The sequence below is a fragment of the Microbispora sp. H10949 genome (assembly GCF_014161435.1).
GTDB classification, from domain to species: domain Bacteria; phylum Actinomycetota; class Actinomycetes; order Streptosporangiales; family Streptosporangiaceae; genus Microbispora; species Microbispora triticiradicis.
The window spans coordinates 193,492-213,626 of sequence record NZ_JABBWZ010000005.1 but is presented as its reverse complement, the minus strand read 5'-3'; the positions used below and the strand labels follow the sequence as shown (position 1 = coordinate 213,626).

The window sequence follows — 20,135 nt, the reverse complement described above, 5'->3', positions numbered from 1 at the left end:
ATCCACCGATCGGTGGAGCCGCTCCACCCGTGGGCGAGCGACCGATTCCACCGCCCGCTCGTGAGATCGGGCGATCCGCATGGGGTGCCTCCGTCGCGACGCTGAATCCCGTCAGGAACGAAGAGGCCCGCGCGGCCGGCGTCCTCGACGAGCGGGCCCGGATGGCTCGGGAGATCCACGACACACCGGCCCAGGGCCTGACCGGCATCGTCACCCAGTTGCAGGCGGCCGAGCACGCGGCCGACGACCCGGCCGCGTGGCGGCGGCACCACGCCGCGGCGACCGCGCTGGCCCGGGAGAGCCTGACCGAGGCGCGGCGCTCGGTGAACGAGTTGCATGGACCGGCAGGTGGCGCTCAACGTACGCGATGACGGCCGTGGCTTCGACCCGGCCTCCCGGATCGAGCGCAACGGGGGCTTCGGGTTGGTGGCGATGCGGCAGCGGATCGAGGCGTTGTCGGGCACGTTGCAGATCGAATCGGAGGTGGGGGACGGGACCGGGATCTCGGCCTGCCCGCCTGCCAAGGCGCCGGAGGTGCGTTCGTGAGTGGCCCGATCAAGCTGCTCGTGGCCGACGACCACCCGGTGGTACGGGACGGGCTGAGCAGCATGTTCGCCGAGCTGCTGCGCGCCGTGCGCTCGGCCGCCCGCGGGGAGGTCGCGCTCTCTCCGTCGGTCGCCGCCCGCCTGATGAGCCGGTTGCGCGCTCCGGCGCCGTCGACCGGCCTGTTGAGCCGGCGTGAGTGGAAGTGCTGAGCCTGGTCGCGACCGGCCACACCAACCGGGAGGCGGCCGCCCGGCTGTTCATCACCGAGGCCACAGTCAAGACGCACCTGCTCAACATCTATGCGAAGCTCGACGTCAACGACCGTGCGGCCGCGGTCGCGGAGGGTCACAACCGCGGCCTGCTCGGTGCTCCCGAGCCTCCGTGAACGTCGTGCCATCGGAAACGCCGACCGCCGAGGCCGGCAAGCCCGCCGCACTAGGCTGATGCCAGTGATCAAGCTGGTGGAGTGGACGAGGTTGGAGCCCTGGCGGGTGGCCCGTGCTCGGACCGACCGCGGTGAGACAGTGATCGTCAAGTGGATGGGACCTCATGCCGATGGCAGGCACGCCGAGGCGTGGCGGTTATGCACGGAAGTAGCCGCACTGCGGTTTCTGACGGAGGACCTCCGCGTCGATCTGGCACCACGCGTGCTGGCGGCGGACATCTCTGCGGGACGCGTCATTCTGCAGGATCTCGCGCCACGGGTCGCACTGGACGGACTGTTGCGCAGCGATGGCATCGCCGCGCATGCCGTACGCCTGGAGGCCTTCGCTCGTGCCCGTGGCGAACTCGGCGCGTTGACCGCCGGACAGGCGGGGCTGTACTACCGGCGGCGAGCGAACCTGGGGCAGGTCGATCCGGAGGCCGACCGGCTTGGGCGTGTGGCCGGGCTGCGCGAAGAGGGTTTGTCGCAGGCCGAGGCCCTGGGAGTAACGATCAGCGGGGCGGTGGAACGCGAGTTTGCCCTTGCCCTTTCGGAGCTGGCCGATCCGGGGCCCTTTCTGGCGCTGAGCAACGGCGATCCGGAAACCAACAACGTTCTGGTCCGCGCGGATGGGCCGACCGATGCACGCCTGATCGACTTCGAGTTCGCCGGATTCACCCATGCGCTGCACGATGCCGTCTGCCTGCATGTGCCGGGTCCGGCCTGGATGTGGGTGAGCATGCCCGCACAGCCCGGTGGCTCGGCGCCACTGCCGCAAGTCGCCGAGACCTATCGGCGGGCTCTGGCGACCGGGGTGCCGCAGGCTGAGGACGATCGGCTCTACGGTGTCGCCCTGGCGGCGGCATGCGTGGCATTCGCGCTGACCCGTCTCTCGCGTCTGCCGGCACTGGACGGGCGGCCGGCGGGGGAGGACAGCCGCGCCCAACTCGTGACGACCTTGGAAGCCGCCGCCGACACCGCTCGGGCGCACCGTGCCCTGCCGCAGCTGACGGGCTTGTGCCGGCGCCTGGCCGAGACGCTGCGTTCTCGCTGGCCCGACGCGGATGTGGACATCGCTGCTCTGGCTCCCTACACGCCGCGACGGCGCTGATGGCCAGACCGCGCACAGGTGCTCAGCTGATGGCGCCCCAGGTGAGCGAGAGGCCGGTGGCGGCGCGTTCGGTACGGATCTCCATCATGCTGCCGAGGATGGTGGCGTGGTCGGACACCACGGGCGTGGCGTCGAGCGTGTAGGTGATCCGGGTGCTGACGAGCGCCGGGCTGCCCTGCGGCTCCTGGAGGTGGCGGGCGGCGGCGGGGTCGAGCAGTCCCGGCCGGACCACCTCGGACGCCCGGGCGACCGCGACCCCCGCGTCGGCGAGGGCCGTGTAGAGGGAGACGGCGGTGAAGTCGCGGTCGCGGATCCGGTCGGCGACCGGCCGGCGGACCCAGGACACCTGGTGCACCGCGGGACGCCCCGCGAACTCGCGGACCCGCTCCAGCCGGAGGGCGGTGTCGCCGGGCCGCAGCCGCAGCTCGGCGGCGATCCGGGCGGGGGTCCGGCGCACGGCCCGCCCGGTCACCACGGTCCGCACGTCGTGGCCCTGCTTACGCAGGTCGTCGGCCAGGCTGCGGAGCGAGTCGAGCTGGTACGCCAGATGCGGCGGGGCGACGAACGTGCCCTTGCCGGGCCGCTGCACGATCAGCCGCTCGTCGCTGAGCTCCCGCAACGCCTGGCGCAGCGTCATGAGGGTCACCCCGTAGGAGGCGCTCAGCTCCCGTTGCGGCGGCAGGGCCTCACCGGGGGCGTAGTGTCCCGACCGGATCTTCGCGGCGAGGTCGGCGGCGATGACGCGGTATCTCGCCTCGTGCCCGGCGTCGGGGGTCCCGTCGGAGGTCATCGTGGTCGGTCACACTCCTGGTCGAGGGCCTGCCGCAGGGGCGCGAGGAAGTCCCGCAGGTCGTCCGGCCCGGCCCCGTCGAGCACCCGCCGCATGACCGCGGCGCCGACCACCACGCCGTCGGCGTGCCGGCGGGCTTCACGGGCCTGGTCCGGGGTGGAAATGCCAAATCCTAGCAAGACCGGCCGGTCGGTGACGCGCCTGATCCGCCCGGTGAGCTCCGCCGCCGAGGCGGCGAGGGTGGCCCGCTCACCGGTGGTGCCCATCAGCGACACCGCGTAGACGAATCCGCGGCTTCGGCGCGAGATCTCCGCCAGCCGTGGCTGCGGCGTCGCCGGCGACGCCAGCAGGACAAGTTCGATCCCGGCGGAGGCGGCCACGTCCGCCAGCTCGTCCGCCTCGTGCACCGGCAGGTCGGGCACGATCAGGCCGCCGACGCCGGCCCGCCGCAACGCGTCGCAGAACGCCTCGGGGCCGTCGTGCAGCACCAGGTTGTAGTAGGTGCTGGCGACCAGCGGCACGCCCGGGTCCGGCAGGCCGGACAGGTCGGCGAGGATCCGGCGGGTGCTCGCCCCCCGGGCCAGTGCCGTGTCGCTCGCCCGCTGGATGGTGACGCCGTCCAGCGTCGGATCGGAGAAGGGCAGGCCGACCTCGATCGCGTCCGCCCCGGCGTCGGCGAACGCCCGCAGGTACTCCGTCCAGCCGGGCGTGATCCCCCCGGTGACGTACGGCATGAGCAGGCCGCGGCCGGTGTCCCGGCGGGCCCGCAGATGGCGTTCGACCGCGCCCGCGGTCAGGGTGGGGTTCGTCCTGTGGTTCGTCACAGCAGCTCCTTCAAAGTGGAGACGTCCTTGTCACCGCGGCCGGACAACGTCATCAGCACCGTCGATCCCGCGGGCAGATCGCCGTCGCCGGCCGCGCGGATCACCCAGGCGAGGGCGTGCGCCGATTCGAGCGCCGGGACGATGCCCTCGGTGCGCGCCAGCCGTACCGCCGCGCCGACCGCCTCGTCGTCGGTCACGGTGACGTAGCGGGCCCGGCCCAGGTCGCGCAGGTGGGCGTGCTCCGGGCCGACTCCCGGGTAGTCGAGCCCGGCGGCGATGGAGTGCGGCTGGGTGATCTGCCCGTCGTCGTCCTGCAGGAACAGCGAGCGGCAGCCGTGCAGGACGCCGAGCCGGCCGCGGGCCGCCCCGGCGCCGCCCTCCGCCTCGACACCGACCAGGCGCGCCGGAGTGTCGGCGAACCCGGCGAACGTGCCGGCCGCATTGGAGCCTCCACCGACGCACGCGACCACGTAGTCGGGGACGCCGGTCCGCAGCTCGGCGGCGCACTGCCCGCGGGCCTCGTCGCCGATGACCCGCTGCAGCTCCCTGACCATCCAGGGGTACGGATCCGGCCCGACGACCGAGCCGATGCAGTAGTGGGAGTCCCCGGTCGCGCCCACCCAGTGCCGCATGGCCTCGCTGGTCGCGTCCTTGAGGGTGCGGCTGCCCGTGGTGACCGGGACCACCTCGGCGCCCAGCATGCGCATCCGGAAGACGTTCAGCGCCTGCCGCTCGATGTCGCGCTCACCCATGAACACCGTGGCCTCCAGCCCGAGCAGCGCGGCGGCGGTCGCGGTGGCCACCCCGTGCTGGCCCGCTCCCGTCTCGGCGATCAGCCTGCGCCGTCCCATCCGGGCGGCCAGCAGGGCTTGGCCCAGCACGTTGTTGATCTTGTGGGATCCGGTGTGGGTGAGATCCTCGCGCTTGAGGTACAGCCGCACCCCCAGCGCCTCCGACAGCCGGCCGGCCGGGGTGAGCGGGGTCGGCCGCCCGGCGTGCACGGCGAGGAGCCGCGCCAGGGCGCCGCGGAACCCCGGATCCGCCCAGGCCTCCCGGAACGCCTCGGCCACCTCGCGGCACGCCTCCACCAGGGACTCCGGCGCGTACCGTCCGCCGTACTCGCCGAACCGGCCCCGCGCCCCGGGCTCGCCCATCGTCCCGTCCGGCGGGACCGGCTCCCGCCACAGCGACACGTCTCGCATGCCACGCTCCTATCGTTCTATAACTCCTCAGTGAGTTCTATAACAGTGAGTGTGACATGGGGCAGCGTGGGCACGCCACCACGGTTCCGTTCTCGTACGGCTGCGTCAGTCGGCGTGCGGCACTGAGCGGCGGCCCGGCCGCCGCGTCTCCAGGCCGGTCGTCGCCGGTCGTCTCACGAGAGGCCGGTGGGGAGCCTGAGGTGGAGCCGAAGGAAGGTCCGCAGGTCAGCCGCCGGACGCGGACTGCTCTTCCGCCGCCTCCTGGAAGCTGACCACGGCGTCGCCGTACGTCCTCGCCCAGTCCGTCAGGACCGCGATGGGCTCGACGAGGGTCAGGCCGAGGTCGGTGAGGCTGTACTCGACCCTCGGGGGCGCTTCGGCGTAGGAGTGGCGCTCGACCAGGCCGTAACCCTGCAGCCTGCGCAGCGTGTGGGTGAGCACCTTGCGCGAGATGCCGCCGACGAGATCGACAAGTTCGCCGTGCCGGCACGGCCTGCGACTCAGCGCGAACAGGACGACGACCGCCCACTTGTCGGTGATGATCTCGATGGCCAGCCGAGCGGGGCAGTCGGCGAGGAAGACGCTTCCTGCTGAGTCGCGCATGAGCCGAAGGTTACCAAGAGGTACCTGACGGCTCATTAGCGTCCTTTTCCATGAGTACGCCACACACGAAAACCTTCGTTCTCGTCCACGGCGCCTGGCACAGCGGGCGCGTCTGGGATCGGGTCGTCCCCTTGCTGACGCGGGCCGGGCATCGGGTGTTCGCCCCCTCGCTCACCGGCCACGGCGAGAAGGAGCACCTGCTCGGTCCCGGCGTCGGCCTCGACACCCATGTCGCCGACATCGTCGCCGTCCTCGTCGGGGAAGAACTCACCGACGTGATACTGGTCGGGCACAGCTACGCCGGGATGGTCATATCCGCCGTGGCCGACCAGGTCCCGGACCGGATCGCGGGGCTGGTCTACCTCGACGCGATGGTCCCGGCCGACGGCGAGACCGTGCTCGACGTCATGCCCCTGACCCAGCACCTGATCGACGCGGCCGCCGCCTCCGAAGCGCCCTGGCGCATCCCGCCCATGCCGGAGGGGCCGGCGCCCATAGGCCTGTTCGGGGTGACCGATCCGGCGGACACGGCGTGGCTGCGCACGATGCTCGGCGACGAGTCGGTCCGCTGCTTCCAGCAGCCCGTCCGGCTGCGCAATCCGGCCATGGACGCGATTCCCCGGACGCACATCCACTGCGTCGGCGGCGCACCGAAGGGCGTCACCCGCCGTCCCGTGCCCCCCGTTCAGCCCAACGGCACTCCGTCGCGGGTGTGGGAGTTGCGAAGCGGCCATGACTGCATGGTCACCGTGCCGGGCGAACTCGCCGAATTGTTGCTGGATACGACCCTGGTCGTCGGTCGCGATCGATCGTTCAGCTGACGCCGACGGTCTGCCGTTCGGGTTCGACGACGGCGACGACGCGCTCTTCCGTCCGGGAGTAGGGCCGGCCGATGTACTTCGCCGAGATCTGGTCGATGATCTCCCAGGCCGCGTCGCCCTCGAGCCATCGGACGACCCGGCCGCGGACGATGACGGGCTCGAACGGGTTGTCGGCGGCCGTCAGGGAGAGCGCCACCCGGGGGTCTCGGCGCAGGTTGCGGGCCTTGCGCGAGTGCGGGCCGGTCAGGAAGACGATGTGCTCGCCGTGGGTGCCGGCCCAGAGGGGGACGCTGTGGGGCGAGCCGTCCGGCAGGACGGTGGCGAGGTGGGCCAGCGAGGTGCCGTCGAAGGCGCGGCGTACGTCGGGGTTGAGCATCTTCTTCTCCCTGCGGGGTTGTCGGTGGGTGATACGGCATGGCCGGCGGCCCTCGCGCACCGCCGCGACCGCGTTCTCAACGCCGGTGCTGATTGGTTCCTTGAAGAGACTCCATGACCGTAACACGTCGAGTTCCTTCAGGGAACCCCAAAGTGCGCACTGCGGCCAGTCGACGCACGCCGGCGATGTCGACCCACTGCCGGGCCCGGGCGCCGCCCGACCGGGGCGGTGGGTTCGCTACGGGCGGGTCGAGACGATTTCGAGCAGGTTGACGAGCTGATCGAGCTGGTCCGGGTCAAGACGTCCGGTCCTGGGTGCCAGGGCGCGCCGGACTTCGTCGTGCACTCGCTCGACCAGTTCGAGCCCGGCCGGGGTCATGTAGACATCGACGACCCGGCCGTCATCGGGATTCTTGCCGCGCATCAGCAGCCCCCTGCGCTGGGCTCGGTCGATGAGGCCGGACATCGTGGACTTGTCCAGGCCGAGATAGGCGGCCAGTTCGGTGACGCGGGCGCGGCGATCGCGGAGGATGCCGAGCACCCGCAGCTGGGTGAGCGACAGGTCGTTCTCGCCGCCGACGCGGGTCAGCACGCCTGCCACCTCGAAGGTGGTCCGGACGAGGGCGTCCAGGGCATCGTCGGCGGCGGTCATGCCGTCATGGTAGCTCCGGCATGGTTGGCGATCCCAACCAGCCGGAGCCGGCCCGCGCGTACGGCGACTGGCTCCACCTGGATCACGCCGCCCCGTTGACATGGTTCGTATTACCAACCATTATGGCGATGGTTGGTAATGCAAACCACTTCTAGGGAGACCACCATGCACGCCGCCGTCATCCAGACCGCCGACGCCCCGCCGGTCTACCGCGACCACCCCGACCCGGCCGAGCGCCACGGCGACGAGATGGTCGTCGAGGTCCTCGCCGCCGGCCTGCACCATCTGACCAGGGCGAAGGCGAACGGTTCGCACTACTCCAGCAAGGGCGTGCACCCGCTCGTCCCCGGCGTCGACGGCGTGGTGCGCGACACGGAGGGCAACCTGCGGTACGTGGTCCTGGACGACACGGCTCTGGGGACCTTCGCCGACCGCACCCTCATCGACCCCCGTCGCAGCGTGATCCTGCCCGACGGCATCGACCCCGTACGGATCGCCGCCGCGATGAATCCGGCCATGTCGTCCTGGATCGCGCTACGGCGGCGCGTCGAGTTCCACGCCGGTCAGCGCGTCCTCGTCCTCGGCGCCACCGGCAACGCCGGACGGATGGCGGTCCAGATCGCCAAGCTTTTCGGCGCCGCCCAGGTCGTCGCCGCCGGCCGCGACACCGCCCGTCTGAGGGCGCTGACCGCGCTCGGCGCCGACGAGACGATCACCTACGACCAGATCGGCCGCGCGGCCGATGTCGACGTGGTCATCGACTACGTATGGGGTGAACCCGCCGCCGGCGCGATGATTCCGATGCTCACCGCCCGCGCCGACCGCACCGCCCCGCTGGCCTGGATCCAGATCGGGTCCGTCGCCGGCCAGACCGCGCCGATCCCCTCCGTGGCGCTGCGCTCCGCCCGCCTGCAGATCGTCGGCAGCGGCATCGGCTCGGTCCCCGCCCGGGACATCCTCGCCGAACTGCCGGAGCTGGCCTCGGCCGTGGCCGCGGGCGCGATCGACGTACGGGCCCGCGCCGTGCCTCTCGCCCAGGTCGCGCAGGCGTGGACCGCCGAGACCGACGACCGCATCGTCTTCGTCCCGTAGCCCCCACGCCCGAGATCGCCCTCCGGCCGGTCCTGTTCGGTCCGGTACGGCCTATGCGGAGGCGTTGGCGTAGCGGCGGGCCAGGTGGGCGAAGGCGTCCTTGAGCTCGGCCGGGCCGACGACCTCGATGTCGGCGTCGAACCTGCCGACGGCGGCGGCCAGCCCGGTCCACGACCACGAGCCCAGGACCAGCCGGCAGCGGTCCGGGCCGAGCTCCTCGACGACCCCGTCGCGGACATAGGGGGACACCTCGGCCGCGCCCACGCCGAGGATCACCTCGCCGCGGCAGGGCCAGTCGCCGGAGCCGTCGGAGCCCCGGAACCTGGCGGACAGGAATGCCGCCACCGTTCCTCCGGGCAGCTCACGCGGGGTGAAGCGGGGCCCGGCCGGGATGCGCGGGGTGATCCGGTCAGCGCGGAAGGTGCGCCACTCCTCCCGGTCGAGGTCCCAGGCGACGAGGTACCAGCGCCCGCCCCACGTCACGAGGTGGTGGGGCTCCACCCGCCGCGGCGCAGGCCCCGGCGCATAGTCGAAGCGCAGCACCTCACGACTGTGGACGGCGGCGCTGATGGCCATGATCACCTCGGTGCCGACCTGTGGGGCCGGGCTCGGCGCGGCGCGCCCGACCGCGGTGACCTGGAGGGCGTCGATCCGGTGGCGCAGCCGTGCGGGCATGACCTGCCGTACGGTGTTCAGCGCCCGGGCCGAAGCCTCCTCGATGCCGACGCCGCTGGTGACGGCGGTCTGGAGCGCGATGGCCAGGGCGACGGCCTGCTCGTCGTCGAACAGCAGCGGGGGCAGCTCCGTGCCGGCGTCCAGCCGGTACCCGCCGTCGGGTCCCTTGAAGGTCGTGATGGGATAGCCGAGCTCGCGCAGCCGGTCGATGTCACGGCGCACGGTACGCGGGCTGACCTCCAGCCGCTCGGCCAGCAGCGCTCCCGGCCAGTCTCGGCGTGTCTGGAGCAGCGAGAGCAACGCCAGCAGTCGCGCTGAGGTCTTCGGCATGGATTCAGTGTGCCGTAGGTAGTGGCCACATCCTGACCGCTACTCCTGCGACGGTTATCCCACATCAGGCGCTGCACAGCGTCCATAACCGATAGGAGCGGCATGTCCGTCAAGTCCGTCACTCATCTCAACTTCCGGGGCGACGCCCGCGCGGCGCTGGAGTTCTACCAGTCCGTCTTCGGCGGTCATCTCGCCGTCGTCACCTACAAGGACGCCGGGAACGTGCAGGACCCGGCCGAGGCGGACCAGGTGATGTGGGGCCAGGTGGTCGCCGGCAACGGCTTCCACGTGATGGCCTACGACGTGCCCTCGCGGCAGCCGTGGGACCGGGGCGAGAACTCGTTCTTCCTCTCCCTCCGCGGCGAGACCACCGAGGAGATCACCGCGTACTGGGAGAAGCTCTCCGACGGGGCCGTCATCGCGCAGCCCCTGGAACCCGCGCAGTGGGCTCCGCTCTACGGCATGCTGACCGACCGTTTCGGCGTCGTCTGGGTCGTGGACGTCGCCGTCGAATACACGGGCTGAGCAGCGGGGGCGCGACCCGGTGACCGTACTCGGCACCCGCGCGCTCGACCCGAAACACCGCCGCGAGCTCGCCGGGGTGAACCTCGACGAGCTCGCGCGGCGGGCCGGGCGGTCATCGCCGACGGCGAGCCGCGCTCGATGAGCGGGCTCGCGAGGGCGCCGGCCGCGCCGGCCCGCACCAGGCACGATCAGCCGGTGGGCTTGCCGAACCAGCGGGAGAGGTGGTCGTCCAGGTCCCGCTGGTCGTCGCCGATCCAGGCGACGTGGCCGTCGGGGCGTAGCAGGACGCAGGGAACATCCAGTGCCGCGGTGGGATCCGCGAGGTGGTCGACCCGGTCCGACCAGCCGCCGGCGGTCAAGCGTTCGGTGCGGTCCAGCAGCAGGCCGCGGCCGCGATGCAGCAGCCCGTAGAGGTGGCCCTGTTTCACGCCGATGTCGCGCAGGCGGCGGCCGAGCAGGTCGGGGCCTTCGCCGAAGTCGTAGCGGATGCCGATCGCGGTGATCTTCTCGATCAGGTGGCGGTTCACCTCGTCGAAGTCCATCAGTTCGGTGAGCAGCCTGCGCACGGCCTGCGCGCCCGGTTCGGCGGACAGCAGTTCCATCTGGGCGCGGGTGTTGTCCAGCACCGCTTCGGCGACCGGATGACGTTCGGCCTGGTAGGTGTCCAGCAGTGTGTCCGGCGCCCAGCCGCGGATCTGCGCGGCCAGTTTCCAGCCGAGGTTGAACGCGTCCTGAACGCCCAGGTTGAGGCCCTGTCCGCCGATGGGCGGGTGGATGTGTGCCGCGTCGCCGGCCAGCAGCACCCGCCCGACCCGGTAGCGCTCGGCCAGCCGCGTGGCATCCCCGAAGCGGGACATCCAGCGCGGGGAGTGCACCCCGAAATCGGTTCCGGCGACGGCGCGCAACTGCTGCTGGAAGTCCTCCAGGGTGGGCGGCTTCGCCCGGTCGCCGACTTCCGCGGCCGGGACGACGATGCTGTAGACCCCATCGCCGAAGGGCCGCAGCCAGAATGGCCGCTGGGTCTCGCGGAGTTCGGCCGTCTTGGCGGCGATCTCCTCCCGCGACGCGCTCACGTGCATCTCGCCCATCAGCGTGTCGTTGCGTGAGGGCTCGCCCGGGAAGCCGACGCCGAGCAGTTTCCGCACCGTGCTGCGCGCGCCGTCACAGCCGACGAGGTAGCGCGAACGCAGCTGTCGCCCGTCGGTCAGCTCGACGGTCACACCCTCGTCGTCCTGCTCGAAACCGGTGACCGCGCAACCGCGCCGGACCTGCGCGCCCAGTTCGATCGCGTGTTCTTCGAGCAGTTGTACGATGACCGGCTGCGGGATGCCCAGCAGATAGGCGTACGCGGAGTCCAGGCCCTGGGGCACGGGTTTGGGGATGGCGGCGAAGAAACCGCCGGCCGGACGCTGTCTTCCATGCGGGAGAACGCGCTCGAGCAGTCCACGCATCGCCATCAGTTCGAGACTGCGGATATGCAGACCGACTATGCGGATGAACGACGCGGGCTCGGTCTCCTTCTCCAGGACGAGGACCCGTACGTCGTGCAGCCGCAGTTCGGCGGCCAGCATCGCACCGGTCGGACCGCACCCGGCGATGATCACATCGAACATGAACGGCGCGCGGTCGCGCTCGGTCACATCGTCCGACGACGGCTCGGAGGCGAACGGAAAGTCCATAGGTGTTGCCTTTCGGGAGTGCCTTGTTGGCGAGGCGCTCCCGGCGACACCTACGTCGATCGGCCGGCCGTGACGGGAAGGGGGAGCACCCACGTCGATACAGCGTTCATGGGTCTCACCTCCTCGGGCGGTGTCACGGTCGACCGCAAGCTACAAGCCCGAGCATCATCCCGTCCAATCCTTTTCCGAGCCGGGACGGCTGTGCGGAGCATCCGTGATCAGGGGCCTGACCGCGTCAGGCCCGCGGCTTCAGGCGCCCGCCGGTCCGCTGTAGTCGGTGCCGGCGTAGACCTCCAGGAGCCTCTCGACTCCGCGGAGGAAGGTTTCGCTGATCAGCACGGGGTCGAACAGGCAGCCGGCGGCCATGGCGCCGTCGCGCATCATCACGAAGTGGCGGGCGGCGGGCTCGGCGCCGGTCTCCTGGATCTTGGCCAGCAGTTCCGTGACGGTCTCCAGGAACCATTGGCGGTGGGCGAGCACGGCCCTGTGGACCGGGGACTCGGGGTCGGGATACTCGGCGGCGGCGTTGAGGAAGGCGCATCCCCGGAAGCCGGGGGACTGGATGCCCTGGACGATGGACTCGCTGAGGGCCCGGATGGTGCCGGCGGCCGGTAGTCCGGCGGCCATGGCCTCGTCCGCCTGGCCCCGTATGGCTCGGTCGACCTCGTTCAGATAGGCGAGGACGAGGTCTTCCTTGCCGGGGAAGTGCCGGTAGAGGGTGGCCCGCGTCACCTGCGCTTCGGCGACGATGCGATCGATGCCGACGGCGTGGATGCCCTCCGCGTAGAAGAGCCGGGTGGCCGTGCTGAGCAGCCGGGACCGCGCTTCGGACGGCCGGCCTTCGGATTGGCGGGACATACCGCCATCCTAGTGGGTAGAACGTTCGGTCTTGACAGCCTGCGTCGCCGATTGCCATGCTGAGCCGCGATAGAACGTTCGGTCTACCAAGCGCGGCCCTTGCCGGTCGCCCCCTGATCGCAGAGGCCGGACGCGTCGAACCGCTCTCCTCGTCGCTCATCCGCTGGAAGGATCACCATGAGCACCATCGCCGCTTCGCCGGGTATTTCCGGGACCGCGTCCGCACTGCGGCGGCTGTACTTCGTCCGGTTCGCGTTCGCCGTCGTCTGGGCCCTCGCGATGTTCACGACCGCCTCGAACCTGGGTCCGCTCGCGGTCACCCTGCTCGTGCTCTACCCGCTGTTCGACGTGGCCGCCGCCATCGTCGACGCCCGTGCGTCGCGCAGCACCGGATCATCGGCCCTGCTGTACGTGAACATCGCCGTCAGCCTGGTCACCGCCATCGGCGTGGCCATCGCCTGCGCGTCCGGCATCCCGGCGGTGCTGCGCGTGTGGGGCGCCTGGGCGGTCGTGGCGGGGCTGGTCCAATTGCTCGTGGGTGTCACTCGCCGCAGGATGAGCGGCCACTGGCCGATGATCATCAGCGGCGGCATCTCCGTACTCGCCGGTGCGTCCTTCATCGTCGGTGCCGCCTCGGCCGGCCCGACGCTGATCAACGCGGCCGGCTACGCCATCCCCGGCGGCGTCTTCTTCCTCATCTCGGCCCTCCGTCTCGGCCGCGCCGCGAAGGGAGACTGAAGCCGTGGCGGGCCGGGTGGCCCGCCACGGCGGCATTCCCTAGTCTCCGGCCATCACGACGAACGCGAATCCGCTGCTCGTCGTACGGCGCAGCGGAGTGTCGCACTTGATCCGGCGGAGCACCTCGTTCCTGCTGAGGCCGAGTCCCTGGGCGATGAGCCGGTCGGGGCGCACCGGCACCGGGTCCTCGAAGACGACCTCGACCTGGACCGGCCACGCCCCGTCGACCCGTGCCGCCGGGGTGTCCAGCCGCCAGGCCCCCGTCCAGTCCAGGGTGAAGCGGTTGCGCCGGGCGAGCAGCGGATCCAACAGCCTGGACGCCACCAGTTCCGGATCGTTGACGCGGTAGCCGTGGAGTTCGGCCGGATCGAGGGATCTCACCGGCACCCGCTCGTGCACGGTGAGCTTGCTCGTCCGATCGCAGGACACGCAGCGGACCAGCAGCCACACGTCCAGCAGCTTGCCGTTGGCGTTGACGCGGAACCTGCCCTCGCCGGTGGTGGCCGACTCCGACGGGCAGCCCACGCAACGCACCGTCAGCAGAGGCAGCCTGGTCCGGCGGACGACCCAGGGCAGCACGATATGAGGTTGTGAAGACATGATCTCTCTAGACCTGACACGAGGCCGATTACGCGCGGCCTCATACGCCGTGCGACCGGGCGCGCGAGGGCAGCCCGGCGAGACCGACGGGAGCGTCGGCTACGGGTGAGCGGAAGAAGGTGTCAGGTCTGAAGAGCAGGCGGGGTCACGCGGTTCCGTCCTCTGTCCTCACTGCTACGGGCCGCAGGCAAACTACGGGAACACGGAAGGACGGCTCAACCGGTTTTCCGCCTCAGCCCGGGGCGAGGACGCAGAACTCGTTGCCCTCCGGGCGGCCAGGCGAAGCCCACCGGTTCGACGTTGGTCACGCCGGGCCCCTCGCTGGAGACGCCCCAGCCGAGCGCCTCCGCCCAGAACCGGCCGAGGGCCGAGTCGTCCCGAGCCTTGTCCGGGCACCGGCCGGCGGCTCCGGGCGGAGAGGAGCGCGAAGACCCCGCGGTGTCACTCGGTGAGATAGCGCTGGACCGTGGGACTCAGCCAGGCGACGAGCTCTTCCTCCGTTGCCGCCACCATCGGCGGAAATTTCAGGATGTAGCGGGACAGGGCCAGGCCCAGTAGTTGCGAGGCGACCAGGGAAGCCCGCAGGGGAGCGCGCTCCGGATCGCCGGTCAGGCCGATCACGAGCGGCATGACCTGGCCGCCGAAGATCGTCCGCATGCGCTCGGCGGCGGCCTCGTTCGTCACGCCGGTGCGGAGCAGGACCTGCAGGCCTTCGTCGGCCTCCCACTTACGCAGGAAGTGCCGGACCAGCCCGGCGCCTGCCTGGTCCGCCGCCAGCTCGGGCAGTTCCAGGTCGAATTCGGCCGCGGCGGCGAACAGCTTCTCCTTGGTGCCGAAGTAGCGCATCACCATGGCCGGGTCGATCCGCGCGTCGGCGGCGATGGCCCTGATGGTGGCCTTGTCGTAACCGTCGGCGGCGAAGCGTTCGCGGGCCGCGGCCAGGATCACGGCCTTGGTCTCGGCGGAGGATCTCCTCATGTCAACAATTGTAGGCCAACGACCGTTGACATTCCACTCGCGGCGGGCTTACGTTCATGCCAACAACCGTTGACCAAGGAGGCGCAATGAACGCCGAAGTGCTCGTCGTCGGAGCCGGACCCGCCGGGCTCACCGCCGCGATCGTCCTGGCCCAGCACGGCCGACAGGTCATGATCGTCGACGCGCTGGGGGAGGGCGCCAACACCTCCCGCGCCGCCGTCGTGCATCCCCGCACCCTGGAAGTCCTGGAGCCGTACGGCGTGGCGGACCGGCTGGCCGCGCACGGCCTCCACACTCCGGTCTTCGCCATCCGCGACCGCGGCAAGATGCTGGTGCCGGTGCCCTTCGGCGGCCTGCCCACCGCCTACCCCTACACCTTGATGATCTCCCAGGCCGACACGGAGGCCCACCTGCTGGCCCGCCTGCACGAGCTCGGCGGCAAGGTGATCAGGCCCGCCCGGGTGAGCAGCGTCGAGCAGGACGCCGACGGCGTCACCGCCACCCTGGACGACGGGCGGCGGATCCGCGCCGCCTACCTGATCGGCGCCGACGGCCTGAACAGCACGGTCCGCCAGAGCGCCGGGATCGGCTTCACCGGTGGCACCTACGCCGAGTCGTTCGTCCTGGCCGACGTCCGCCTGTCCGGCGGCGTGCCGCAGAACGAGGTCACCCTGTACTTCTCGCCCGCGGGACTGGTCGTCGTCGCCCCGCTGCCCGGCGGCCTGCACCGCATCGTCGCGACCGTGGACGAGGCCCCCAAGGAACCCGGCATCCCCTTCGTGCAGCACCTGCTCGACACCCGTGGCCCCGAGGCCGAGCCCGCGCGGGTGCGGGAGCTGATCTGGAGCTCGCGCTTCCGCGTCCACCACCGCATCGCCGACACCTACCGGCGGGGCCGCCTCCTGCTGGCCGGCGATGCCGCCCACGTGCACTCGCCCGCCGGCGGCCAGGGCATGAACCTGGGCGTCGACGACGCCGTACACCTGGGCGAGACGCTGGCACGGGTGCTCGGCGGCGAACCGGACATCCTGCTCGACTCCTACGCCGCCACCCGCCGCCCACAAGCCGAGCAGGTGGTCGCCCTCGCCGGGCGGCTCACCAGGCTGGCCACCGCCGCCGACGGCCGCCGCGTGCTACGCAACCTCGTCCTCGCCCTGGCCGGCCGCGTCCCCGCCGTCCGCACCCGGCTGGCCTGGCAGTTGTCCGGTCTGAACAGGCGGGAAGCCGCGTGAACCCCGGCCCGGCCCTCAGGCGGAGCCGCCAGAAGATAACTTGCGAGAATTACCCATCTCCCAAGTTATCCGTGGGCGGATGTCACGCAACGGATCGAGTCTTTCTGTTTTCTGTTTCCAGAAATTCAGAAAATCGCTAGGCTGCCCGTCGTGACGATCTCCGTGACCACCGCGTGCAAGCACTGCGGGGCGCCCATCGACCAGCCCGTACGGCGGGGCAGGCCGCGGGAGTACTGCCCGGACGGCGACTGCCAGGCGGCGGCCAAGCGGGAGCGGGAGCTGCGCCGCGCGACCCCGGGCCTGGAGGGCGCGCTGGCGCGGGTGGAGGACCTGTACGAGCGGATGGAGAAGGGCCTCGCCGCGGCGATCGACCCGCTGGCGCGGGTGCTGGAGCAGGAGCTGAGCCCGGCGGGGGTGGAGGCCAAGCTGAGCGCGGTCCAGGCGGAGGCGCACACCAGCGTCGCCATCGCCCGGGCCGAGCGGGAGCAGGCCCTGGAGCAGGTGCGGCTCGCCCGGGAGGCCGCCGAGGAGGCGCGGCGGGACGCGGAGGAGGCCCGCCGCCGGATGGACGAGGCCTACACGGAGCGGGACACCGCCTTCGCCGACGCGGAGACCGCCCGCGAGCAGGCCCTGGCCGCGCTGCGCGAGGCGGCCGCCACCGAACGGCGGATCAGGCAGGAGGCCGACCAGGCCGGCCGGCGGGCCGAGGCCGCCGAGGCCGCCCGCGAGCAGGCCGTCCGCGAGCTCGCCGACCGGGTGGACAAGGCCACGGCCGAGGTGCGGCAGGTGCGGGAACGGGCGGCGCGGGCCGGTGCGGAACGCGACCAGGCGCAGGCCGAGGCGCGGGAGGCGCGGGCGGAGGCCGAGCTGGCCCGCCGCGCGCACCGGGAGTCGGAGCAGGCGAGCGCCGCCGCGCTGGCCCGGGCCCAGTCGGCCGAGGCCGAGCGTGACCGCGCGGTGGCGCGGGCGGAGGCCGAGCGCGACCGGGCCGTCGCCCAGGCCCAGGACGAACGCGACCGGGCGCTGTCACGGGCGCAGGCCGCCGAGTCGGCCCGCGAGGAGGTGGTCGCGGAGGCCGCCCGCCTGCGCGCCGAAGCGGCGCAGGCCGAGGCGAGTGCCCGGGCCGCGGGCGCGGAGGCGGAGCGCGCCGCGGGGGAGTCCCGGTCGGCGGCGGCCGATCGGGATCGGGTCCAGGCCGAGCTGTCGCTGGAGCTGTCACTGGAACGGGCGCGGCTGGCGGACCTGCGTTCGCAGCTCGACGTGGCCAGGTCCGAGGCCGCCCAGCTGCGTGAGCGGGCGGTCGCCGCGGAGCTGCGGGCCGCGGGGGAGGCCCCGCCGCCGGACCGGTGACGTACGGCGATCAGGTCCGGGCGCGCCGGATCGGTTCCTCGGCCGAAGCCGACGGACGGCCCGGGCGGGCACGCGTGACACGAGCTTCGTCCCAGACCGGCTCGCCGCTCTCGTAGACGGTTCCGTCGGCGCCGAAGACGAGGAAGCGGTCGAAGTCGGCGGCGAACCAGCGGTCATGGGTGACGGCCAGCACGGTGCCGGCGAAGGACCCGAGCCCCTGTTGCAGGGCCTCGGCGCTGGCCAGGTCGAGGTTGTCGGTCGGCTCGTCGAGCAGCAGCAGCGTCGCTCCCGACAGTTCCAGCAGCAGGATCTGCAGCCGGGCCTGCTGACCGCCGGACAGGGTCTCGAACCGCTGATTGGCCGCCGGCGCGAGTTCGTAGCGGGCCAGTGCGGCCATGGCTTCGTTCAGCGTGAGGGCATGCCCGGCCGTGACCAGCCCGGCGGGGGTACGGCCGTGCAGGTCGGGCCTGGCGTGGGTCTGCACGAAGTGGCCGGGCACGACCCGGGCGCCCAGCTGTACGGAGCCGCTGTGGCGCACCGAGGGGACCCCGCCGTCGGCCGACTCGGCCAGCAATCGCAGGAAATGAGACTTGCCCGAACCGTTCGACCCGAGGACGCCCACGCGTTCGCCGTACCAGATCTCGACGTCGAACGGCCGCATCAGTCCGGTGAGTTCCAGGGATTCGCAGACGACAGCGCGTTTGCCGGTCCGGCCGCCGCGCAGCCGCATCCGCACGTTCTGCCGCTTGGGCGGGCGCTCGGGCGGGCCCGCCTCCTCGAACCGCGACAGCCGGGTACGGGCGGCCCGGTAGGCGGAGGAGAGGGCGTCGTTGTTGGCCGCCGTCTGCCGGAGGGTCTGCACCAGGCGCCTGAGTCTGGTGTGCTCCTCATCCCAGCGGCGGCGCCGTTCCTCCAGCCGGTCGATGCGGTTCCGGCGGCCCTCGGCGTAGGTGGCGAAGCCCGCGCCGTGGACCCAGACGCCGCGCGACTCCACGGTCACGATGCGGTCTGTCGCGTTGGCCAGCAACTGCCGGTCGTGGGAGACCAGCAGCACGGTCTTGGAGGTGCCGCGCAGCTGGTCTTCCAGCCATACCTTGGCGGGCACGTCGAGGTAGTTGTCCGGCTCGTCCAGAAGCAGGACCTGATCCGGTCCGCGCAGCAGCGCCTCCAGGACGACGCGCTTCTGCTCACCGCCCGACAGGGTGCCTACCGGGCGTTCCCGGACCTCGTCGTAGGGCAGACCCAGGGCCGCTGTCGCACAGGTGTCCCACACCACCTCCATGTCGTAGCCGCCCGCGTCGGCGTAGTCGCTGATCGCCTGCGCATAGGCCAGTTGCGTCGTCTCGTCGCCGCGTTCCGCCAGCGCCGATTCCGCCCGTCGCACTGCCACGGCGGTGGCGCGGACCCGGTCGGGGGCCACTGACAGCAGCAGATCATGCAGGGTCCGGTCGTCGCGGACGCTGCCGATGAACTGCCGCATCACCCCCAGCCCACCCGAGCAGGCCACCCGGCCGTCATCCGGTCGCAGGTCTCCGGCGATCAGCCGCAGCAGAGTGGTCTTCCCCGCACCGTTCGGTCCCACCAGCCCGGCCCTGACGCCGTCGCCGATGCGGAACGACGCCTCGTGAAGAAGCAGTCGCCCGTCCGGCAGGACGTAGGTGAGCCGGTCCACCTCGACATGTCCCGCCACCGTGTTCCTCCCTGCCGGACGACTCCCTCTGGAACGACGTTCGACCACCGGATCATTGATCCGGTCCTCGACCACGATACTAGACTGGCCCGCGCAAGGACGAGGAGGGACGAGTTGGGAACGAAGCACTCGGGTTCGCCAGGGGACGTGTGGCTGCGACCGCCTGCACGGGCGGCGCGCGAAGCTCCGCCGCTGAGTCGCGACCGGATCGTGGCCGAGGCCATAGCCCTCCTGGATGAGGAGGGCGCCGACCGGCTGACCATGCGACGGCTCGCCGAGCGCCTCGGGACCGGCTCCACGACGTTGTACTGGCACGTCAAGACCAAGAACGACGTCCTCGACCTCGCCCTCGACGCGATCTTCGCAGCGGTCGAGATCCCGCACGCGGACGGCCAGGACTGGCGTGCCGGCATCACCGCGCTGGTCAGCGGGTGGCGTGCCGTCCTGCTGGAACATCCCTGGTCGGCGGCGCTGCTCGGCCGTCCGATGCTCGGCCCCAACGTGCTCGCCCGCAGCGAGTTCCTGTACGCCACCCTCCTGGACGCCGGGGTGACCGGGCCGCAGCTGACCGCCGCCGCGTACGGCCTGTCCAACTACGTCATCGGTTCCGCGCTCATGCAGGCGACCTGGACGGCCGGGGGAGAGCAGGCCACGCGAGCCGCCGCTCAGGATCGCTTCCGCGCCGACCGTGAGCGGTACCCAATCCTCGCCGCCCATGGCCCTCTCGCCGCGGACAGCGATTGGGACTCCAGCTTCGCCCTCGGCCTCACCTGGCTCCTCGACGGTATCCACGCCACCGTCGAGGCATCTGTCAGCGCCGCACGCCACGCCCGTCGTGGCCGCGGGTCTTCCGGAGAGTGAGGGAGCCGCCCACGGGGAGTATGTGCCGACCCGGTGGGCGCACACAGACGCGATCCAGGTGGTCGGCGATCGGGCGGAAAGGGGTTTGTCCGCACCTTTCCACTCTCAACCTATAGCGCACCGGGGGGCTTGCCACAAGACCCCGGTCGTGCCGCACAATCGTCGGCCGAGGCCGGGCC

25 protein-coding genes and 1 pseudogene are annotated in these 20,135 nt (G+C 71.7%); 13 read left to right on the top strand and 13 right to left on the bottom strand.

What is annotated here, in order from left to right; all coding sequences use genetic code 11:
- Positions 1 to 29 precede the first annotated feature (29 nt).
- The 5 genes from HHX40_RS38195 to HHX40_RS14445 all read left to right on the top strand — a co-directional run bounded on the left by HHX40_RS38195 (position 30) and on the right by HHX40_RS14445 (position 2,081).
- Positions 30 to 371, top strand: coding sequence for a histidine kinase (locus HHX40_RS38195; RefSeq protein WP_396787892.1), 342 nt, complete (start codon positions 30 to 32; stop codon positions 369 to 371).
- The gene (locus HHX40_RS38190) at positions 337 to 546 is read left to right on the top strand and encodes an ATP-binding protein (RefSeq protein WP_396787891.1); all 210 of its coding nucleotides are present in this window, start codon (positions 337 to 339) and stop codon (positions 544 to 546) included. Before HHX40_RS38195 ends, HHX40_RS38190 begins: the two co-directional genes overlap by 35 nt.
- Positions 543 to 755: a hypothetical protein gene (locus HHX40_RS37695; protein WP_310738103.1), complete on the top strand. Its 213-nt coding sequence runs from the start codon at positions 543 to 545 to the stop codon at positions 753 to 755. The genes HHX40_RS38190 and HHX40_RS37695 overlap by 4 nt, the downstream gene beginning before the upstream one ends.
- Positions 743 to 931 (top strand): helix-turn-helix domain-containing protein, encoded by a 189-nt coding sequence (locus HHX40_RS37690; RefSeq protein ID WP_310738102.1) that lies wholly within the window; start codon positions 743 to 745, stop codon positions 929 to 931. Before HHX40_RS37695 ends, HHX40_RS37690 begins: the two co-directional genes overlap by 13 nt.
- Before the next feature lie 64 nt (positions 932 to 995).
- Positions 996 to 2,081: a hypothetical protein gene (locus HHX40_RS14445; RefSeq protein WP_182880992.1), complete on the top strand. Its 1,086-nt coding sequence runs from the start codon at positions 996 to 998 to the stop codon at positions 2,079 to 2,081.
- A 22-nt stretch (positions 2,082 to 2,103) separates the two neighbouring features.
- On the opposite strand, the gene HHX40_RS14440 is transcribed toward HHX40_RS14445, so the two are convergent.
- The 4 genes from HHX40_RS14440 to HHX40_RS14425 all read right to left on the bottom strand — a co-directional run bounded on the left by HHX40_RS14440 (position 2,104) and on the right by HHX40_RS14425 (position 5,500).
- Positions 2,104 to 2,871, bottom strand: a complete 768-nt coding sequence (locus HHX40_RS14440; RefSeq protein ID WP_182880991.1) for a GntR family transcriptional regulator — start codon at positions 2,869 to 2,871, stop codon at positions 2,104 to 2,106.
- A complete protein-coding gene (trpA, locus tag HHX40_RS14435; RefSeq protein ID WP_182880990.1) occupies positions 2,868 to 3,695 on the bottom strand; it encodes a tryptophan synthase subunit alpha in 828 nt (275 codons plus the stop codon). Before trpA ends, HHX40_RS14440 begins: the two co-directional genes overlap by 4 nt.
- Positions 3,692 to 4,897 (bottom strand): tryptophan synthase subunit beta, encoded by a 1,206-nt coding sequence (gene trpB, locus HHX40_RS14430; RefSeq protein WP_182880989.1) that lies wholly within the window; start codon positions 4,895 to 4,897, stop codon positions 3,692 to 3,694. The genes trpA and trpB overlap by 4 nt, the downstream gene beginning before the upstream one ends.
- 225 nt (positions 4,898 to 5,122) lie before the next feature.
- Entirely contained in the window at positions 5,123 to 5,500 is a 378-nt protein-coding gene (locus tag HHX40_RS14425) for a winged helix-turn-helix transcriptional regulator (protein ID WP_182880988.1), read from the bottom strand.
- Between the two features lie 50 nt (positions 5,501 to 5,550).
- Between HHX40_RS14425 and HHX40_RS14420 the strand changes: the two genes are divergently transcribed.
- A complete protein-coding gene (locus tag HHX40_RS14420; protein WP_182880987.1) occupies positions 5,551 to 6,321 on the top strand; it encodes an alpha/beta fold hydrolase in 771 nt (256 codons plus the stop codon).
- On the opposite strand, the gene HHX40_RS14415 is transcribed toward HHX40_RS14420, so the two are convergent.
- Positions 6,314 to 6,697: a TIGR03618 family F420-dependent PPOX class oxidoreductase gene (locus HHX40_RS14415; protein WP_182880986.1), complete on the bottom strand. Its 384-nt coding sequence runs from the start codon at positions 6,695 to 6,697 to the stop codon at positions 6,314 to 6,316. The genes HHX40_RS14420 and HHX40_RS14415 overlap by 8 nt on opposite strands.
- A 237-nt stretch (positions 6,698 to 6,934) precedes the next feature.
- Positions 6,935 to 7,348 carry a MarR family winged helix-turn-helix transcriptional regulator gene (locus HHX40_RS14410; protein ID WP_111699630.1) on the bottom strand — a complete coding sequence of 138 codons (414 nt, stop codon included), beginning with the start codon at positions 7,346 to 7,348 and terminating at the stop codon, positions 6,935 to 6,937.
- A gap of 165 nt (positions 7,349 to 7,513) precedes the next feature.
- Here HHX40_RS14410 and HHX40_RS14405 point away from each other — a divergent pair, with 165 nt between their 5' ends.
- Positions 7,514 to 8,440: a quinone oxidoreductase family protein gene (locus HHX40_RS14405; RefSeq protein ID WP_182880985.1), complete on the top strand. Its 927-nt coding sequence runs from the start codon at positions 7,514 to 7,516 to the stop codon at positions 8,438 to 8,440.
- A 51-nt stretch (positions 8,441 to 8,491) separates the two neighbouring features.
- Here the strand turns inward: HHX40_RS14405 and HHX40_RS14400 are convergent, their stop codons facing one another.
- Positions 8,492 to 9,445, bottom strand: coding sequence for a helix-turn-helix transcriptional regulator (locus HHX40_RS14400; RefSeq protein WP_182880984.1), 954 nt, complete (start codon positions 9,443 to 9,445; stop codon positions 8,492 to 8,494).
- Between the two features lie 102 nt (positions 9,446 to 9,547).
- Here HHX40_RS14400 and HHX40_RS14395 point away from each other — a divergent pair, with 102 nt between their 5' ends.
- Positions 9,548 to 9,970, top strand: coding sequence for a VOC family protein (locus tag HHX40_RS14395; RefSeq protein ID WP_182880983.1), 423 nt, complete (start codon positions 9,548 to 9,550; stop codon positions 9,968 to 9,970).
- A gap of 19 nt (positions 9,971 to 9,989) precedes the next feature.
- Positions 9,990 to 10,112 carry a hypothetical protein gene (locus tag HHX40_RS36650; RefSeq protein ID WP_259403591.1) on the top strand — a complete coding sequence of 41 codons (123 nt, stop codon included), beginning with the start codon at positions 9,990 to 9,992 and terminating at the stop codon, positions 10,110 to 10,112.
- 46 nt (positions 10,113 to 10,158) lie between these two features.
- Here the strand turns inward: HHX40_RS36650 and rox are convergent, their stop codons facing one another.
- On the bottom strand, positions 10,159 to 11,583 hold the full coding sequence (gene rox / locus HHX40_RS14390; RefSeq protein WP_220499172.1) for a rifampin monooxygenase: 1,425 nt from the start codon (positions 11,581 to 11,583) through the stop codon (positions 10,159 to 10,161).
- A 315-nt stretch (positions 11,584 to 11,898) separates the two neighbouring features.
- A complete protein-coding gene (locus HHX40_RS14385; protein WP_182880982.1) occupies positions 11,899 to 12,507 on the bottom strand; it encodes a TetR/AcrR family transcriptional regulator in 609 nt (202 codons plus the stop codon).
- A gap of 177 nt (positions 12,508 to 12,684) precedes the next feature.
- On the opposite strand from HHX40_RS14385, the gene HHX40_RS14380 reads away from it, so the two are divergent.
- Complete coding sequence (locus tag HHX40_RS14380; protein WP_182880981.1) at positions 12,685 to 13,245, top strand: hypothetical protein; 561 nt, start codon at positions 12,685 to 12,687, stop codon at positions 13,243 to 13,245.
- A gap of 39 nt (positions 13,246 to 13,284) precedes the next feature.
- Here the strand turns inward: HHX40_RS14380 and HHX40_RS14375 are convergent, their stop codons facing one another.
- From HHX40_RS14375 to HHX40_RS14370, 3 genes and pseudogenes are all read right to left on the bottom strand, one after another.
- The gene (locus tag HHX40_RS14375; protein ID WP_310738101.1) at positions 13,285 to 13,824 is read right to left on the bottom strand and encodes a DUF1062 domain-containing protein; all 540 of its coding nucleotides are present in this window, start codon (positions 13,822 to 13,824) and stop codon (positions 13,285 to 13,287) included.
- A 293-nt stretch (positions 13,825 to 14,117) separates the two neighbouring features.
- Positions 14,118 to 14,231 (bottom strand): annotated as a pseudogene (locus HHX40_RS36645) (VOC family protein); the annotation flags it as partial.
- 55 nt (positions 14,232 to 14,286) lie between these two features.
- Positions 14,287 to 14,823: a TetR family transcriptional regulator gene (locus HHX40_RS14370; protein WP_182880979.1), complete on the bottom strand. Its 537-nt coding sequence runs from the start codon at positions 14,821 to 14,823 to the stop codon at positions 14,287 to 14,289.
- An 86-nt stretch (positions 14,824 to 14,909) separates the two neighbouring features.
- Between HHX40_RS14370 and HHX40_RS14365 the strand changes: the two genes are divergently transcribed.
- Both HHX40_RS14365 and HHX40_RS14360 read left to right on the top strand, forming a co-directional pair.
- Positions 14,910 to 16,055: an FAD-dependent monooxygenase gene (locus tag HHX40_RS14365; protein ID WP_182880978.1), complete on the top strand. Its 1,146-nt coding sequence runs from the start codon at positions 14,910 to 14,912 to the stop codon at positions 16,053 to 16,055.
- 150 nt (positions 16,056 to 16,205) lie between these two features.
- On the top strand, positions 16,206 to 17,405 hold the full coding sequence (locus tag HHX40_RS14360) for a hypothetical protein (RefSeq protein WP_182880977.1): 1,200 nt from the start codon (positions 16,206 to 16,208) through the stop codon (positions 17,403 to 17,405).
- A 10-nt stretch (positions 17,406 to 17,415) separates the two neighbouring features.
- Here HHX40_RS14360 and HHX40_RS14355 read toward each other — a convergent pair whose 3' ends face one another.
- Positions 17,416 to 19,095, bottom strand: coding sequence for an ABC-F family ATP-binding cassette domain-containing protein (locus tag HHX40_RS14355; RefSeq protein ID WP_182880976.1), 1,680 nt, complete (start codon positions 19,093 to 19,095; stop codon positions 17,416 to 17,418).
- 210 nt (positions 19,096 to 19,305) lie between these two features.
- On the opposite strand from HHX40_RS14355, the gene HHX40_RS14350 reads away from it, so the two are divergent.
- On the top strand, positions 19,306 to 19,956 hold the full coding sequence (locus HHX40_RS14350) for a TetR/AcrR family transcriptional regulator (RefSeq protein WP_310738100.1): 651 nt from the start codon (positions 19,306 to 19,308) through the stop codon (positions 19,954 to 19,956).
- Positions 19,957 to 20,135 lie beyond the last annotated feature (179 nt).